This is a genomic window from Roseixanthobacter liquoris (genome assembly GCF_043195135.2).
Lineage (GTDB): Bacteria > Pseudomonadota > Alphaproteobacteria > Rhizobiales > Xanthobacteraceae > NCEH01.
This window is the reverse complement of record NZ_CM195537.1, coordinates 148,822-165,231: the sequence shown is the minus strand read 5'-3', so window position 1 is coordinate 165,231 and position 16,410 is coordinate 148,822. Positions and strand designations below refer to the sequence as shown.

Below are 16,410 nucleotides of genomic sequence, written 5' to 3'. Positions count from 1 at the left end.
GACCAATCGAGATTCAGGCATGGATCAGGTCGTCTTCGGCTTGGTCACCAGGGTGAGATGGTTCTCCTCGCCCTGGCGCTGGTAGGTGAGGCTTTCCAGGAAGTGCCGCATCAATTGTACGCCGTGCCCGCCGATCTTGGCATCTTCGACGCTCTCCGGCACTTCGGGTTCGGTCACATTGGTGGGATCGAAGGGAATGCCGTTATCGACGATTCGCACGCCGATGCGGTCGCCGCCCAGCTCCAGCAGGTCCAGGCGGATCATCGGCGGGGCATCGATGCCTTCGAACGCATAGGAAACCACATTGGCCAGCGCTTCCTCGACGCTCAGCTCGAGGCCGAACTTCAGCGCGACCGGCCAGTCCTCGGCCTCCGCGAGGGTCCCGAGCCACTCCGTGGCGTCGGCGATCGCATCGATGGTCGCATCGATGGTGAGCGATGCGCGAATCGGCGCCTGGGGGGTGAGGGACGTGCTCATGGCTTGCCGGCAGGCGGCTCCCGGAAAGGGGGGGCGGGGGGCGCCAGCTGAGCGGGCCAGAACATTGCGCACCGGGACATCACGCGATTCTCGGCTGCGGCGGGGCGAACAGGACGGCGGGCGCGCCCGTGGCCAGGCGCGAGCGGGCAAAGCCGCGCCACCCCTTCTCGAATAATTCGTGCTGAAGGGGCAGGTTCAGCGGGTCCACCGTCATCGCGTGCGCCGGGTCGTAGGTCGCGCCGTCGCGGACCATCATGTAGCGCAGATAGCCGCCGTAGCGCTGGACGATGCCATGGATGGGGAAGCCTTCCGCCAGCAGGCTCGCCCAGCTCGGCGTGTTGACCGGCGCGGCGGTGGAGAACAGCGCCATGCCGGGCGGCGCCATGGCGACGCGCGCGCTGATGGTGAGGCGCTGGAGGCCGCGCCCCCGGAAGGCGGGCGCCACCGAGGCGCCGGCGAGCCGGCCCACCGGGGCCCCCGGCTCCAGGCCCAGCTCGCGCCGCGGATCGTCCGCCGGGGAATGATCGTGCTGGAGGATGCCATAGGCGATCAGCCGGCCGTCGAAGGCGCCGATCACCCGGCCGCGGCCGTTGAGGATGCTGGCGAAATAGGACCGGGATTCCGGCTTGACGATATCCGGCCGCACCACCGGCCCCACGGCCAGGCGATGCAGCATCTCCAACTCGTCGAGATCCCCCGGCCCCAGCTCGCGCCAGGTGAAGCTGTCGTCCAGGGGCACCACTGCCGACGCACCGGCCATCATGTCAGCACTTCCGCATAGTTCAGCATGACGATGGGTGGGAACACGCCGAGCTTCTTCGCCACATTCATGTTGATGATCAGGGCGAAGCGCTTCAACGTTTCGATCGGAATATCCTTCGGCGCCTTCTTCTGCACCAGGATCTCGACGGCCTTGGAGGCCGCCAGCTGGCCCACCGAATAATACCGGCTGACCAGCCCGACAAGCCCCTCGCCCTCGCGCAGGAAGAATTCCGTGGAGCCGAACGTTGGCAGGCCCACGTCGATGGCCACCGGGGCGATCCGGTTGAAGATGGTGGCGAGGAAGGTGTCGGGCGGCAGATAGAGCCAGTCCACCCCCTGGGCGCGCATGTTGCGCACGAATTGTTCCACGCCCTCGCCCGTGGGGCGGGTGCCGTGCATGGTCAGGGGCTGGGTGACGAGGGTTGCGCCGATGCTGTCGCAGAACGCCTTCATCTCCCGCACGATGACGAGCGAATTATTCTCGTTCGGCGAATAGATCACGCCCACCTTGGAGAAGGATTTGTAGGTCTGCATCGCGCGCATCTGCACGTCGGTCGGCACCACGTGGACGGCGCCGGTGACATTGCGGCCGGAGGAGGTGACCGAGGGCGCGATCTTCACCTGAACCGGCGCCGCCACGAGGGCGAACACCACCGGAATGTCGCGCACGAACGGCGCGTCCGCCGGTGCGTCATAGGGGCCGGCGACCGCCAGCGTGTTGGGCGTGCCGTAGGTGTAGATCAGGTCCGGCTTGAACGTGGGCAGCACCTCCGCGAGGATCGGCTTCGCCCGGGTGGCGTCGCGCTCCACGTCGCGGGTAAGGAACTCGGCCTTCACGCCGGCGGCGTCGAAGAAATAGCGGAAGCCCCGTTCCACGTCGGTTTCGCCGCGGAAGGTCAGCATCAGGATGCGGAACGGGCGGTCCTGCGCGAGGCCGGGCGCGGGCGCGCCCATGACGCCGAGTGCGCCGGCACCCAGGCCCAGGGAGAGAACGGAGCGCCGATCCATCACAGTGGGGTTCCTTCCGGTGAGACCTCGGGCCCGTGGGCGACCTCGGTCGGGGTGGCGGATGCGTTGCGACCAGATAGCGCGAAGGCGAGGGCTCCCGCCACCACCATTATGCCGATGGAGGCGGTGGCCGCCGCAAATCCGATGGCGGCGAGCAGCAGGCCGGCCGCCGCCGGCCCGGCCGCATTGCCCGAGCGCTCGATCAGGCGGAACAGGCCGAGCACGCCGGCGGAGCTGCCGCCGGGCACATGGCGGGCGCTGTCGGCCACCAGGGCGGATTGCGGCGCGATGGACATGGATTGCCCGATGCCCAGCAGCGCCAGCACCAGCGCGATCAGCACCGGCGAGGTGCCGAGGGTCAGCAGCAGCGCGCCGCCGCCGGCCACCAGCCCGCCGGCGATCACAAAGCCGGAGCGCGCGTTCATCCGCTCCGCCAGGGAGGCGAACACCGGCACCGCCACCACCATCAGGATGGGATAGATCATCTGGAGCCGGCCGACTGCGGCGGCGCTATAGCCCTCGCGCTGCAATTCCACCGGCACGAGATAGAAGCACACCGCCACCAGCAGGAATTTCGCCGGCAGCGCGCAGCCGAACAGCAGGGCCGCGAGGCGGGGCGCCCTGAGCGCGGCGGCCAGGTCCGCCACGCCCACCCCGGCGCTGGTGCGGCGCGGCTCGGAGCGCGGCAGGGAGAGGAAGGCGACGGCCAGGGCGATCACCGCGAGGCCGGCCGAGACCAGGAAGGCAGCCTGCCCGCCCAGCCGGTCGGCGATCACGCCGCCGATGGGCGGGCCGCACAGGCCGGCCACCATGATCGCCTTGACGAACACGGCGAGGCCCGCCGTGCGCTCGCTCGGCCGCGAATGATCGATCACGTGCCCCTGCGCGGAGACGAACACCAGCGCATAGCCGACGGCGGACAGGAAGCGGGTGCAAAGGAACAGCCAATAGTCGCCGGTGAGGCCGGAGGCGCAATAGCCGACCGCCGCGATCAGCGCGCCCAGCATGAAGGAGGAGCGCCGCCCCATGCGCTCGGAGGCGACGGCGAACGGCAATTGGCACAGCGCGACGCCGGCCATGAACACGACGATCGGCAGGCTCATGGCGAAGTCGAGGCTGAACGGCAGCGTCGGCGGCACCAGGCCCTGCACCAGGCGCGGCAGGAACGGGCGGGTGAGCTCCTCCGCCACCATGAACAGGAACAGCGCCGGCCGCACGATGGTCGCGGCATGGTTCTCGCCCGGATGCACGGAGCCGAGGCCGGTGCGGGTCTCCACCTCGGCGAGGGCCGCGAGGGCGCGCGCGTCGCCCTTCTCCTCGGCGGTGGCGCGCACCTGGCGGTGGACCGCGTTCACCTGCTCCACGCGGGCATCGATGGGGGCGATCAGCGGCAGCTTCGCGGCATCCGCGCCCGCATGCTGGGAGAGGCGTCCGCCGGCGAGCGCCCGGATGCGCGCCTCCAGGGCGGCGAGCGCCTCGACGCCGCTGGTGCCGACCACCAGCGCCACCAGTTCGAGCGCCACCAGCAGCGACACGATGCCGATGAAGGCCACGTCGATCAGCACGGCGCTCACCTGGGCGGAGATGACGCTGGTGTCGATGGCGATGGCGATGGTGGCGAGCGGCGCCCCGCTGCGCGCGGTCACGGCGGAATAGACGATGGGCGTATCGGCCGGCAGCTTGGGCGCCCCCGATTGGGTGAGCACGGCGCCGAAGGTGGTCATCATGCGGATCTGCGCCAGTTCCGCATTGGTCGCCCGCAACTCGTCGAAATAGGCGCCCACGCCCACCAGCTGGTCGAGCGGAATGCCCGCCTGCACGGCATTTTCCACCAGCGCCGCGGCCGAGCGGCCCACCGATTCCGCCTTGGCGGAAATGGCCGGCACGATGGTGCGCTCCGCGGCCCGCCCGGCGGCCCAGCCGATCACCGCCAGGGCGGCGCAGAGAATCACCGCGATGGCGAGCGAGATGCCTGCACGCAAGCCGATCATGAGCGCGCGGCCTCCGGGGGTGTGCCGCCGTCGCCGGTCTCGATGACGCTGGCGTGCGCGGCCTGGGCGGCCGCCAGGGCGGAGCGGGCGGCGGGGGGCCATTTTTCCGGCTCGGCGGCGCGCCGCGCCGCGCGCTTCAGGTCCGCCGCGAGCAGGATGCCGATGGCGATGGTGGCGAGGGCGGCGCCGATCAGGGTGGGAATGGCGATGGTGCGAAGATCGTCCGCGAGCGCTTGCGCCCCGGCCTCCATGGATGCGGGATCATAGCGCACCACCACCCGCCCGATGGTGGCGGCAAGGTCGTTCTCGATGCGCCGGCCCACCGCGTGGGGCAGGGCGCCGGCCGGGGCGCCCACGCGCGCGGCCATGCTGCTGAACAGCACCGTGCCGCGCTCGTCCAGGATGTCGATCGATTCCACCGCCGCGTCGAGCCGGGCTTCGCGGGCCACCAGCTCGGACAAGGTGGCCTGCGCCGGCAAGGCGATGCCGAGGCTGGCGGCGAACTGGGCGGTGGTGGCGATGCGTTCCGCCGTGATGCTGAATCGCGCCTCGATGGCGCTTCTATGCGCGTTTTGCAGAGTGACGTAGGAGAAATACGCGCCGAACGCGACGCAGGCCGCGGCGATCATCGCGAACAGTGCGATAAGGCCCAGGGTGGTTCGGATCATTTGTACAATCCCGCGAAGCGCTTGCACTCTGTCAGGGCAGGCGGGTGAAGGGAAGAGGCTTCGCCGCAAAGCTTTTTGAGCGCCGATGCAGTTTAGGTCTGGTTTGAAGCGGCCGGGGCGGCTAACGTCCGCCGTCTCCAGCGTATAAGCATTTTTTCATGCCATTCGTCAGTCGCCTTGTATTGGTTGTGATTTTCTCGGTGCTGCTGACCATCGCGGCGGTGGCCGCCGGAGCTTTCCTTGCCGGCGAACGGGTGAATGCGGAAATCGAGGAAGCCCGTGTTTCGCGCCTGCTCGGCGCGTTGCGCAGCACGACGGAGGCAAATCTTTCCATCGGACTCGCGCTGGACCAGATTTCGCCGCTCCAGTCTCGGATCGAGCGCGAGAAGGCGAGCGATTCGTCCGTGCTCGCGATCGACATCTTCAATGCCGCCGGCAAATCGGTTTACAGCACCGACCGCGGCTCGGTGGGCGAGAGCGTGACCGATAGCTGGGCGCAGAAGCTTCAGGACGACGGCATCTGGCAGACCGTCACGCGCGGCGAGACGGTGTTCGGAACCCGCTTCGAGAACGACCTCGGCCTCGCCGGCGGCATCGCCGTGATCGTCTCGGACAAATCCCGCCAGGCGCGCGGCGACGCGCTGCATTTCGACCTGCTGAAGCGCTCCGGCAGTCTCGCCGCGGGCGCGGTGGTGCTGGCGGTTCTCGCGACCCTCGCCTTCGTCTATGCGGTGACCCGCAGCTTCGACCGCGCCGCGCGGGTGCTGCGCGGCGAAGTCGGGGTGGATGCGCCCGGTCACGGGCTGGAGCTGCTGGCGGCCCAGGCCAAGGACACCTGGACCAAGAGCGAACAGCGGATCGAGCGGGGATTGGCGCAATTGGGGGCGCTCGACGATGCCCATTAAATCGCCACGCATGTCGACGGCGCGCGACCGCCTCATGGTGGGCCTGTTCGTGTTCCTGCTCACCCTCGCGCTCGGCGGCGGCGCCGGGGTTCTGATGTTCAACGGCTTCACGCAAAAGGTGGAAGAGACCGCCCGGCGCGACGCCAATGTGATCGGCACGTCCGTCGCCCGTGCCCTGGCGCTGCAATTCGAGAAGGCGGCCCGGTTCGGCATTCCGCTCAAGCTGCTGCCCGGCGTCGAGGCCTATCTCTCCGCCACCATGGCGCAGACGCCGGGAATCTCGCGCATCGTCCTGCGCGGCCCCGACGGGCGCGAGGTGCGCTTCGCCATCGGCCCGAACCCCGGCGGCGAGACGGTTTCGGTGCCGATCCAGGTGGACAGCATCCAGGTCGGGCAGGTGGACGTGACCACGGCCCCCGCCACCCTCAGCACCGCCTTGTCGGCGTCCTATCTGCCGCTCGCGCTCGCGGTGGTGGCATGCAGCACCATCGCCGGCCTGTTCGGGGCCTTTTTCGCCGGCTCCGCCTTGGCCGCGAGCCGCATCCGGCTCGCCACCGTGCTCGCCCGCAACGCCGACGGCGAACTCGACAGCGGGCCCGGCGCCGCGCGCCTGGGACAGGGCGCGATCGCCCGCGCCTATCGCGCCACCAGCTCCGGGGTCCATCGGGTGGCGGACAAATGGCTCGCCTTGCAGGCCTATGCGGAGGAGTTGCTGGCGGTGGATTTTGAAGGGGGGCTGCGGGCCGACGTGGAGCGCATCCGCCGCGAGGCGATGCCGCGCAAGCCGACCGCGTCGGCCAAGGTGGGGCGCGGCTCCTGATGCTTCTGCGCACCCGCATCACGCTGATCGTCGCCTTGGGCTTCCTCGCCCTGATCGCCACCTTCTGGGGCGCAAGCATGGTGCGCGATCGGCTGGAGGAGGCCCGCACCTCCGACATCGCCATTTCCGGCCAATCCGCGCTGTGGCGCGAGATCGTGACGGTGCAGGTGGCCGAACTCGACCAGCGCCTGGGCCGCATCGTCGATTCCAGCCCGGTTCGGCTCGCCCTGGCGCTGAACGATCGCTCGGGCGTCCTCGCCGCGCTGGGGGATCTCGGGATCGGCACGGATTCGAAGCTCGGTTTCGAGGTCGTGGCCGCCGACCGCGAAATCCTGTTCTCCGCCGGCCTCGCCGCGGGGCGCAGCATTCTCGACGCCGGCAGCCTCGACCGCGCGCAGGCCGGCGAACGCATCGGCGGCCTGCGGTCGATCGCCGCCGACCAGGTCATGGTCGTGGCGACGCGGGTCATCAACCTCCAGGGCGCCGGGCGGGCGGTGGTCGTGCTCGGGCGCGACGTGTCATCCGCGGTCCAGCGCTTCTCCGCCAGCACCCAATCGGCCGCGACCTTGCTGACCCTGCGCGACCGGATCGCCGCCACCACGGACGCCCCGCTGTGGGAGCGCGCCGCGCCCGTGATCGCCCCGCGCCAGGCGCTGTACGAGCGCATCGACCTCGACGCCCAGACCTATTCCGTGGTCAACGTGCCGGTGGAAGACATCAACGGCGGCATCATCGGCGGCCTGGTCTCGCTGAAGGACACTACGGCCGCCTGGGCCGCCCAGGGCATGCTGCGCAGCTGGGCCATCGGCGCCGGCATCCTCCTGCTGGTCATCGGCGTGATCGGGGTGAACGGCTTCCTGTGGTATTCCTTCCGGCCGCTCGAAGACGCCATCGACGTGCTTCAGGCGCTGTCGCGGGGCGACACCTCGGTGACGCTGGAGCGCACCGGCAAGGACGAGATCGGCCGCATCGCCGAGGCGGTGGTCGGCCTGCGCGGGAACGTGCAGGCGCTCGCCGAAAGCCGCCGCCAGCGCGACCGCGTGCGCCGCCGCCAGGAAACCGTCATCTCGCGCGAGCTGAAGGCCCTCGCCGACGCGCTGGACGCCAGCGATCGCGAGGAGGTGCTGGCGCTGCTCCAGTCCGGCGAGCAGCACGAGAATGACGACGAGCTGCGCCGCGTGGCGCGAGTGCTGCACGATCTCTCCCGCCGCATCGTGGAACAATACACCCGCCTTTCCGCCATGGTGGTGGAACTGCGCGAAGCCCTCATCACCAAGACCAAGCTCGCCGGCCTCCAGCAGGAGCTGGAGATCGCCCGCCAGGTGCAGCTCGCGATCCTGCCGAAGGAATTCTCGCCCGATCCGCGCGTCACCGTGGACGGCAGCATGACCCCGGCGCGCGAGGTGGGCGGCGACTTCTACGATTATTTCCTGATCGACAAATCCACCCTCGGCTTCGTGGTCGCGGACGTGTCCGGCAAGGGCGTGCCGGCGGCGCTGTTCATGGCCATTTCCCGCACCCTGCTGCGCTCCACCGCGCTGTTCGAGCGTTCGCCCGCCGGCTGCGTGCGCCGCCTCAACGATCTGCTGGCGGTGGAAAACGAGCAGATGCTGTTCGTGACCCTGTTCTACGGCGTGCTGGACCTGGAGACCGGCCGGCTGAGCTTCGTGAATGCCGGCCACAACCTGCCCTATCGCATCACCCGCGATGGGGCGCTCTCCACCTTGCCGAGCACGGCGGGCATGGCGGTGGCGGTGCTGGAGGGCTTCATCTATGTGGAGCACGAGATGCAGCTCGCGCCGGGCGATACCCTGTTCCTGTTCACCGACGGCGTGACCGAAGCGTTCGACGTCGATGACGAGCCCTATGGCGAGGGCCGGCTGGAAAGCCTGCTGTCCGAGGGTGTAAACACCGGCCATGTGCCGGAGGTGGCCGAGCGCGTGCTCGCCTCGATCCATGCGTTCGAGCGCGGCGCCCCCCAGGCCGACGACATCACCTGCCTGACCCTGCGCTATTTCGGCGGCAGCGGATCACGCGCGGTGTACTGACCGGACGTTCGCGCCCGGAGAAGAAGAGCCCGCCCTTCAAGAGCGGGCCGAGGAGAAACGCCGTGCATACGACTTTGGAGCCCACCCGCATCACCCGGGGGGAGATTGCCACCATCGGCGCCGTGGGCGCCGCCCATTTCGTCAGCCACATCCTGCAGCTCGCCCTTGCCCCGCTATTCCTGGTGATGCGGGACGATCTCGGCGTCTCGTTCACCGAGCTCGGGCTCATCCTCTCCCTCTTCTACCTGTTCTCCGGCGCCGGCCAGGTGCTCGCCGGGGTGCTGGTGGACCGCTTCGGCGCGGACCGGCTGCTGCTGTGCGGCATCGTTCTGCAATCGGCCTCCATCGCCGCGCTCGGCGCCGCGCCGAGCTATGCCGCCATGCTGCCGCTCGCCATGCTGGCCGGGCTCGGCAACAGCGTCTATCACCCGGCCGACCTGTCGATCCTCAGCCACCGGGTGGGCGGCAAGCGGCTCGGGCGCGCGTTCGCCGCCCATGTGATCTTCGGCAATATCGGATTTGCCCTTTCCCCCATCGTCTCGGGCGGGCTGGCGATGGCATATGGCTGGCGCGCCGCGCTGATCATCCTCGGGGTGGCGTGCCTGTGCATCGCCGTGGGCCTGATGTGCAGCCGCGCGGTGCTGCGCACGCCCTCCCATGCCGAACGCCGCGCGGACCATGCCGCGGGCCCGGCGCCGAGCTTCATGCACATATTGATGACGCCGGTGGTGCTGCTGGCGTTCCTGTATTTCGTGCTCTCGGCCATGTCGCTGGTGGGGGTGCAGAATTTCTCCATCACCGCCTTGCAGGAAGGCTTCGGGGTTTCGGCCGGCATCGCCGCGTTCGCCGTCACGGCCTATCAGATCGGCCAGGCGGTGGGTGTCGCCGGCGGCGGCTGGCTCGCCGATCGCATCACGCGCCATCACGTGGTGGCGATGATCGGCCTCTCGGCCGCGGCGCTGATGTGCGTGCTGCTCGGCTTCGTGGCCTATGGGCCGGCGGCCGCCGTCGGGCTGCTGACGCTGATTGGCGCGGCGGTGGGCGTCACCATGCCGTCGCGCGACGTGCTGGTGCGCCGCGCCGCCGCGTCCGGCTCCACCGGCAAGGTGTTCGGCGTGGTCTATTCCGGCTACGACATCGGCTCGCTGATCGGCCCGGTGGTCTATGGCATCCTGCTGGATCACCATTTGACCCATGTGGTGTTCATGGCGGCGGCGATCCCGCTGGCGCTTGCCGTGGTCACGGTGGTCGGCGTGAAGGGCAAGGGCGCCCCGCGCGGCGCCTGAGCGTTCCCGTCCGGCGCGGCACGCGGCGCAAGCCGGCGCGCCGCCCGGGGCGTCAGTTCGCGCCGGGCAGCAGCACCTTGCCGGGGTTCAGCAGCCCGGCCGGGTCGAGGGCGCGCTTCACCGCCGCCATCATCTCCAGCGCCACCGGGTCCTTGTAGAGGCGCAATTCCTCGCGCTTGAGCAGGCCGATGCCATGCTCGGCCGAGATCGAGCCGCCCATCTGCGCGACGAGATCGTGGACCAGGCGGTTGAACGCCTCCCATTCGGCGATGAAGTCCGCCTTGTCCATGCCCACCGGCTGGCTCAGGTTGAAATGGATGTTGCCGTCGCCCATGTGGCCGAAGCCGCAGACCCGCACCCCCGGCATGTGGGCTTCGCACAGCCGGCTCGCCTCGGTGTAGAAATCCGGCACCCGCGAGACCGGCACCGAGACGTCGTGCTTGATCGAGCCGCCCTCGAATTTCTGCGCCTCGGGCAGGGTTTCGCGCAGCTTCCAGAGCGCCTGCGCCTGCCCCTCGCTCGCGGCGATCACGGCGTCCTCGATCTCGCCGGCCTCCATCGCCTGTTCCAGCACCCCCTCGGCGAGGGCGGGGAGATCGTCCACCAGGCGGGTGGAGGTGAGTTCGGCCAGCACGTAATAGGCATGGCGCAGGCCGAGCGGGCGCACCGTGCCGGGAATGTGCTTCAGCACGGTCTCGATGCAATAATCGGAGAGCAGCTCAAAGCCCGTCAGGCTGTCGCTGGCGACCGCGCGCATGCGGCGGAACAGAGCGAGCGCGGCGTCCACGCTCGGCAGGCCGACGAAGGCGGTGGAGCGCTGGCGCGGGCGCGGGAACAGGCGCAGGGTCGCGGCGGTGATGATGCCGAGCGTGCCTTCCGAGCCGATGAACAGGTCGCGCAGGTCGTAGCCGGTATTGTCCTTGCGCAGGCGCGAGAGGCCGTTCCACAGTCGCCCGTCGGGCAGCACCACTTCCAGGCCGAGCGTCAGTTCGCGCATGTTGCCATAGCGCAGAACCGCGACGCCGCCGGCATTGGTGGCGAGATTCCCGCCGATGCGGCAAGTGCCCTCCGAGGCGATGGAGAGGGGGAACAGGCAGTCCGCCGCGCGGGCGGCTTCCTGCACCGCGTGGAGCGTGCAGCCGGCTTCCACCGTCGCGGTCAGGTCGGTCGGGTCGATGTCGCGGATGCGGTCGAGGCGGTTGAGGGAGAGCAGCATTTCGCCGAACGGCGTCTGCCCGCCCACGACCCCCGTATTGCCGCCCTGGGCCACCAGCGGCAGGCCGGCCTGCGCGCATTGGGCGACGCAGAAGGCGACTTCTTCCGCCGTTCCCGGCCGCAGCACGGCGGGCGCCTCGCCCTGGAACAGGCCGCGCGTTTCCACCAGATAGGGCGCGGCCTCGGCGCCGGGGGGCAGCACGTAGCGCGCGCCGATGCGGGCGGCGATGCGCTCCAGAACGTCGGCGACGGCGGTGGCGGGGAGGTGGCGGAGGGGGGGCGCGATGCTCGACATGGGCGGCACACTGGAACAGGCGCGCGATCCGGGCAAGAGCATTGCGGCCGCTTGCGCCGGGGCGGATCTACACCCCGAGGCGCGTCTTCAGCCGGGCGAGGGCGCGGGTGAAAACGGCGGTATCGTTTACCGCGCGGGAAAGCACCAGGGCACCCTGGATGGAGAGCACCGCGTCTTCCGAAAGATCGGCGGCGTCTTGCGGCGGATGGCCGGCGCGCGCCAGGGCCTCTTGCAGGGCCGCGCGCCAGCGGACGAAATAATCCGCCACCGCGACGGCGAAGCGCTCGCGGGTCTCGCCGAGCGCGAACACGCCCACCACGCACACCCTGTTGCCGGAGCGGAAATAGGCCTCGGTGGAGGAAATCATGCGCGCGATGGCGGCGCGGGCGTCCTCCTCCTCGCGCAGGGGGCGATAGACCTCATTCTCGAACCAGCGGTCCACATGGGCGAGCACGGCCTTCGCCATCTCCTCCTTCCCGCCGGGGAAGAAGTGATAGAGGCTGCCTTTGCCGAGCCCGGTGCGGGCCTGGATGATGGCCAGGCTCGCGCCCTCGAAGCCGTGTTCGCGGAACACTTCCCCGAGGGCGGGCAGCACATCTTCACGCTCGTGGACGATTTTCGCCATTACAATCCAAGTTCGGTGAGGCCGGGATAATCCGCCGGGCGGGGGCCCTGGGGCCACAGGAATTTGCGCTCGGAGGCGGCGATCTTCACATCATTGATGCTGGCCTGTCGCCACCGCATGAGGCCGTTTTCGTCGAACTCCCAATTCTCATTGCCATAGGCGCGATACCATTGGTCGCTCGCGTCGCGCCACTCGTACTGGAAGCGCACGGCGATGCGATTCTCGTGGAACGCCCACAATTCCTTGATGAGCCGGTAATCCTGCTCCTTCTGCCACTTGCGGGTGAGGAATTCGACGATGGCGGGGCGGCCGGTGAAGAAGTCGGACCGGTTCCGCCACACGCTGTCGGGCGTATAGGCGAGCGAGACGCGGACCGGATCCTGGGAGTTCCAGGCATCCTCGGCGCCGCGCGCCTTCTTGGCGGCGGTCTCGAACGTGAAGGGCGGAAACGGGGGACGGGGCTCGGGCGCCTCGGACATGATCTGCTCCTGTACTGATCGGTATTGTATGTACCAATCAGTACATTTTTGGACGGGCGCTGTCAAGCGGCCTGAAGCCAAGTCGGCTCAGTGTCGCTTGCCAATATATCGCGTGCGATTTAATATGTGTCGAAGGGCGGTGCCTTAAGGGCGCGGGCGCCCTGCGAGGGCCGGTCATGGACCAAGAACACTTGAAGCTCGGCGACTTCCTGTGCTTCGCCGTCTATTCCACGGGGCACGCCTTCAACCGTGTCTACAAGCCGATCCTGGATCGGCTCGGAATCACCTATCCGCAATATCTGGTGATGGTGGCCCTGTGGGAGCGGGACGGCCAGACCGTGGGCCAGATCGGCGAGAGCCTGTTCCTGGAATCCAGCACGCTGACCCCGCTGCTGAAGCGCCTGGAAACCGCCGGCCACGTGCGGCGCGAGCGCGACAGCCGCGATGAGCGGCAGGTCCGCATCCATCTCACCGAAAAGGGCCGGGCGCTCCAGGCCCAGGCCCAGGACGTGCCGAGCTGCATCTTCGCGGCGACCGGCAAGAGCGTCGAGGACCTGATCCGCCTTCAGGCCGAGATCGTCTCCTTGCGGGCCGCGCTGGACCGCTATGAGGGGCCGCAGGCGGCCGAGCGCAGCTAGAGTCGCGCCCGTCTTCGCCCCCAGCCGTCCCGGGGCCCGGCCGGGCCTCCGCCGGCGGGCTTGCGCCGGCGGGTCCGCAGTGTGCCGGAGCGCCGGGCAAAGCGCGCCCGCCCGATGCCGGCCAGCCGATTGCCGGCCGGCCGAACGCCGCTCAGCCGAGCCCCGTTCAGCCGAGCGCCTTGAGGTGACGCAGCGGCCGGCCCGGCGCGACGCCCTGCGCCGCCGCCGCAATGGCCGCGCTGTCGATGCCATGGGCGCGATAGAGGTCGGCGATGGTGCCGGTCTGGCCGAAATGCTCCACCCCCAGCGACCGCACCCGATGGCCGTGCACCGAGCCGAGCCAGCCCAGCGTCGCCGGATGTCCGTCGATCACCGTCACCAGCCCGCAATGGCGCGGCAGGGGGGCGAGCAGGCGTTCCACATGGCTGGTGGCATGCAAGAGGCCGCGGTCGCGCGCCCGCGCCGCCGCCGTCCAGCCCGCGTTCAGCCGGTCGGCCGAGGTGATTGCGAGCAGGCCCACATCGCGCCGGTCCTCGGCGATCAGGCCCACGGCCGCGATGGCTTCCGGCGTCACGGCGCCCTGCACGGCGATCACCACGTCGCAATTTGGGCCGGGCTCGCGCAGCCAATAGGCGCCGTCCACCATGTGGCGCTTCTGCGTTTCGGTGAGCGTGCGCTTCGGCTGCTCCAGCGGGCGGGTGGAGAGGCGGAAATAGACCGAGCCGCCGGTCTCGTCGCGCAGCCAGTTGCGCTCGTCCTCGTCGCCGCTGCCGTCGCGTTGCACGTAATCGAAGGCAAAGCCCATCAGCACCGCCAGCTCGTCCACGAAGCAGGGCTCGAATGCGACGAGGCCGTCCTGCGCCAGGCCGATCAGCGGCGTGGAGATGGATTGGTGCGCCCCGCCTTCCGGCGCCAGCGTCACGCCCGAGGGGGTGGCGACCAGGATGAAGCGGGCGTCCTGGTAGCACGCATAATTCAGCGCATCGAGCCCGCGGCAGATGAAGGGATCATACAGCGTGCCGACCGGGATCAGCCGCGCGCCGAACAGCGAATGGGAGAGCCCGAGCGCGGAGAGCGCGAGGAACAGGTTCATCTCGGCGATGCCCAGCTCCAGGTGCTGCCCCTTGGGCGAGAATTCCCAATTGAAGGTGGAGGGAATGCGCTCGCGCTTGAACACGTCGGAGAGTTCGCGCTCGGCGAACAGGCCGCGCCGGTTCACCCACGGGCCGAGATTGGTGGAGACCGTCACGTCCGGCGAGGTGGTGACGATGCGCGCCGCAAGATCGCTGTCGCCGCGTGCCAGCTCCTGCAGGATCAGCCCGAAGCCCGCCTGGGTGGAGAGGGTGGGATTGGGCGGGGTCAAGAGCGTCGGCACCGGCAGGGCGGGCGCGGTGAAGCGGCGCGTGCCTTCCTTTGCGAACGGGACCTTCTTCAGGAAGGCGTCGAGCGCCGCCGGCGGCGTGGCGAGCCCCTCGAACAGGTCCCATTCGTGCCCGGCGCGGATTTTCATGGCGCCGCGCAGCACATCCATCTGCGCGGCGGTCATGAGGCCGGCATGATTGTCCTTGTGGCCGGCGAGCGGCAGGCCGAAGCCCTTCACCGTGTAGCAGAGGAAGCAGACCGGCTTGTCGTGGTCGATGCTCTCGAAGGCGGCGATGATGCTCGGCAAATCGTGGCCGCCGAGATTGGTCATCAGGGCGGAAAGCTCCGCATCGGAGCGGCGGGCGATGAGGGCGGAGACTTCGCCCTGGTCGCCGAGATCGTCCATCAGCCGCTTCCGCCAGGCGGCGCCGCCCTGGAAGGTGAGGGCGGAATATTCCGAGTTCGGGCAAGTGTCGATCCAGGCCTTGAGCGCCGCGCCGCCGGGCTCGGCGAAGGCGGCCTGCTGGAGCGAGCCGTACTTCAGGATCACCACCTGCCAGCCCATGGCCTCGAAGATGCCGACGAAGCGCTCGTACAGCCCTTCGCGCACCACGGCGTCCAGGCTCTGGCGGTTATAGTCCACCACCCACCAGGTGTTGCGCACGTCGTGCTTCCAGCCCTCAAGCAGGGCCTCGAAGACATTGCCCTCGTCCAGCTCGGCATCGCCCACCAGCGCGATCATGCGGCCTTCGGGCCGCTCCGGCGCGAAGCCGTGGGCGCGCACATAATCCTGCGCGATGGAGGCGAACAGCGTCTGCGCCACGCCGAGGCCGACCGAGCCGGTGGAGAAATCCACGTCGTCGACGTCCTTGGTGCGCGAGGGATAGGATTGCGCGCCCTTGAACGCGCGGAAGGCTTCCAGCTTCTCGCGGGTCTGGTGGCCCAGCAGATATTGGATGGCGTGGAACACCGGGCTCGCATGGGGCTTCACCGCAACGCGGTCCTGCGGCCGCAGCACCCGGAAATAGAGCGCCGTAAGGATGGTGGCGAGGGAGGCGGAGGAGGCCTGGTGGCCGCCCACCTTCAGCCCGTCGTCGCTGGGGCGCAGGTGGTTGGCGTTATGGATGGTCCAGCTGGCGAGCCAGAGCACCTTGCGCTCCAGCTCGGCCAGGATGGCGAGGTCTGTCGCGTCGCGGGCCTGGGTCATGGTCTCATCTCCTCGGGCCGCCGCACCGGCGCAGCCAGGACTTAAGAGTACGCCGCCACGGGCGGTGAAAATCGCCTATTTGAGGCTCGCGCGGGTCGATCTTTGGCGTATTCTGTCGTCCCATCGCCCTCCCACGCATGAAACCTGCGCCCATGGACCTGCTCGACCGCAAGATCCTGTCCGCCCTCCAGGAAGACGGGCGCATCACCATCGCCGAACTTGCGGCGCGGGTGGGCCTGTCGCCCTCACCATGCCTGCGGCGCGTGCGGCACCTGGAGGAGGAGGGGCTGATCACCCGCTATGTGGCGGTGCTGGACCAGCGGGCGGTCGGTCTTCCCGTGAGCGTGTTCGTCTCGGTGAAGCTGGAGCGCCAGCGGGAAGACGCGCTCGATGCCTTCGCCGCCGCGATCCGCCATTGGCCCGAGGTTCTGGAATGCTATCTCATGACCGGCCAGCGCGATTACCTTTTGCGGGTGGTGGTGGCGGATCTGGAATCCTATGAACGCTTCCTGAAGCAGAAGCTCACCCGGGTCGAGGGCATCGCCTCCATCGAATCGTCCTTCGCCCTGGAACAGGTGAAATATTCCAACGTCCTGCCCTTGATCTGAAAGAAAGGAACGCGCC

At 69.1% G+C, this 16,410-nt stretch carries 15 protein-coding genes; 6 read left to right on the top strand and 9 right to left on the bottom strand.

Translation table 11 applies throughout. The features are described 5' to 3' along the window. Positions 1-24: 24 nt before the first annotated feature. The 5 genes from V5F84_RS00790 to V5F84_RS00770 form a co-directional block, all read right to left on the bottom strand. A complete protein-coding gene (locus tag V5F84_RS00790; RefSeq protein WP_394043117.1) occupies positions 25-477 on the bottom strand; it encodes an ATP-binding protein in 453 nt (150 codons plus the stop codon). A gap of 79 nt (positions 478-556) precedes the next feature. Further along, positions 557-1,240 carry a hypothetical protein gene (locus V5F84_RS00785; RefSeq protein ID WP_394043116.1) on the bottom strand — a complete coding sequence of 228 codons (684 nt, stop codon included), beginning with the start codon at positions 1,238-1,240 and terminating at the stop codon, positions 557-559. After that, a complete protein-coding gene (locus V5F84_RS00780) occupies positions 1,237-2,247 on the bottom strand; it encodes an ABC transporter substrate-binding protein (RefSeq protein ID WP_394043115.1) in 1,011 nt (336 codons plus the stop codon). The genes V5F84_RS00785 and V5F84_RS00780 overlap by 4 nt, the downstream gene beginning before the upstream one ends. Beyond that, entirely contained in the window at positions 2,247-4,238 is a 1,992-nt protein-coding gene (locus V5F84_RS00775) for an MFS transporter (RefSeq protein WP_394043114.1), read from the bottom strand. Before V5F84_RS00775 ends, V5F84_RS00780 begins: the two co-directional genes overlap by 1 nt. Then, positions 4,235-4,906 (bottom strand): hypothetical protein, encoded by a 672-nt coding sequence (locus V5F84_RS00770; RefSeq protein ID WP_394043113.1) that lies wholly within the window; start codon positions 4,904-4,906, stop codon positions 4,235-4,237. Before V5F84_RS00770 ends, V5F84_RS00775 begins: the two co-directional genes overlap by 4 nt. 158 nt (positions 4,907-5,064) lie before the next feature. Between V5F84_RS00770 and V5F84_RS00765 the strand changes: the two genes are divergently transcribed. The 4 genes from V5F84_RS00765 (at position 5,065) to V5F84_RS00750 (ending at position 9,965) form a co-directional block, all read left to right on the top strand. Beyond that, positions 5,065-5,811, top strand: a complete 747-nt coding sequence (locus tag V5F84_RS00765; protein WP_394043112.1) for a hypothetical protein — start codon at positions 5,065-5,067, stop codon at positions 5,809-5,811. A gap of 10 nt (positions 5,812-5,821) precedes the next feature. Beyond that, positions 5,822-6,631 (top strand): hypothetical protein, encoded by an 810-nt coding sequence (locus V5F84_RS00760; protein WP_394043111.1) that lies wholly within the window; start codon positions 5,822-5,824, stop codon positions 6,629-6,631. Next, positions 6,631-8,679, top strand: coding sequence for a SpoIIE family protein phosphatase (locus V5F84_RS00755; RefSeq protein ID WP_394043110.1), 2,049 nt, complete (start codon positions 6,631-6,633; stop codon positions 8,677-8,679). The genes V5F84_RS00760 and V5F84_RS00755 overlap by 1 nt, the downstream gene beginning before the upstream one ends. Before the next feature lie 62 nt (positions 8,680-8,741). After that, positions 8,742-9,965, top strand: coding sequence for an MFS transporter (locus V5F84_RS00750; RefSeq protein ID WP_394043109.1), 1,224 nt, complete (start codon positions 8,742-8,744; stop codon positions 9,963-9,965). Positions 9,966-10,017: 52 nt separating this feature from the next. On the opposite strand, the gene V5F84_RS00745 is transcribed toward V5F84_RS00750, so the two are convergent. The 3 genes from V5F84_RS00745 to V5F84_RS00735 all read right to left on the bottom strand — a co-directional run bounded on the left by V5F84_RS00745 (position 10,018) and on the right by V5F84_RS00735 (position 12,579). Further along, entirely contained in the window at positions 10,018-11,475 is a 1,458-nt protein-coding gene (locus V5F84_RS00745; protein ID WP_394043108.1) for an FAD-binding oxidoreductase, read from the bottom strand. 67 nt (positions 11,476-11,542) lie between these two features. Beyond that, on the bottom strand, positions 11,543-12,100 hold the full coding sequence (locus tag V5F84_RS00740; RefSeq protein WP_394043107.1) for a TetR/AcrR family transcriptional regulator: 558 nt from the start codon (positions 12,098-12,100) through the stop codon (positions 11,543-11,545). Next, positions 12,100-12,579, bottom strand: a complete 480-nt coding sequence (locus V5F84_RS00735) for a nuclear transport factor 2 family protein (protein ID WP_394043106.1) — start codon at positions 12,577-12,579, stop codon at positions 12,100-12,102. Before V5F84_RS00735 ends, V5F84_RS00740 begins: the two co-directional genes overlap by 1 nt. Positions 12,580-12,755: 176 nt before the next feature. On the opposite strand from V5F84_RS00735, the gene V5F84_RS00730 reads away from it, so the two are divergent. Continuing rightward, positions 12,756-13,217 (top strand): MarR family winged helix-turn-helix transcriptional regulator, encoded by a 462-nt coding sequence (locus V5F84_RS00730; protein ID WP_394043105.1) that lies wholly within the window; start codon positions 12,756-12,758, stop codon positions 13,215-13,217. A gap of 166 nt (positions 13,218-13,383) precedes the next feature. On the opposite strand, the gene V5F84_RS00725 is transcribed toward V5F84_RS00730, so the two are convergent. Then, positions 13,384-15,786: a thiamine pyrophosphate-binding protein gene (locus tag V5F84_RS00725; RefSeq protein WP_394043104.1), complete on the bottom strand. Its 2,403-nt coding sequence runs from the start codon at positions 15,784-15,786 to the stop codon at positions 13,384-13,386. A gap of 152 nt (positions 15,787-15,938) precedes the next feature. Between V5F84_RS00725 and V5F84_RS00720 the strand changes: the two genes are divergently transcribed. Next, the gene (locus tag V5F84_RS00720) at positions 15,939-16,394 is read left to right on the top strand and encodes an Lrp/AsnC family transcriptional regulator (RefSeq protein ID WP_394043103.1); all 456 of its coding nucleotides are present in this window, start codon (positions 15,939-15,941) and stop codon (positions 16,392-16,394) included. Positions 16,395-16,410: the final 16 nt, after the last annotated feature.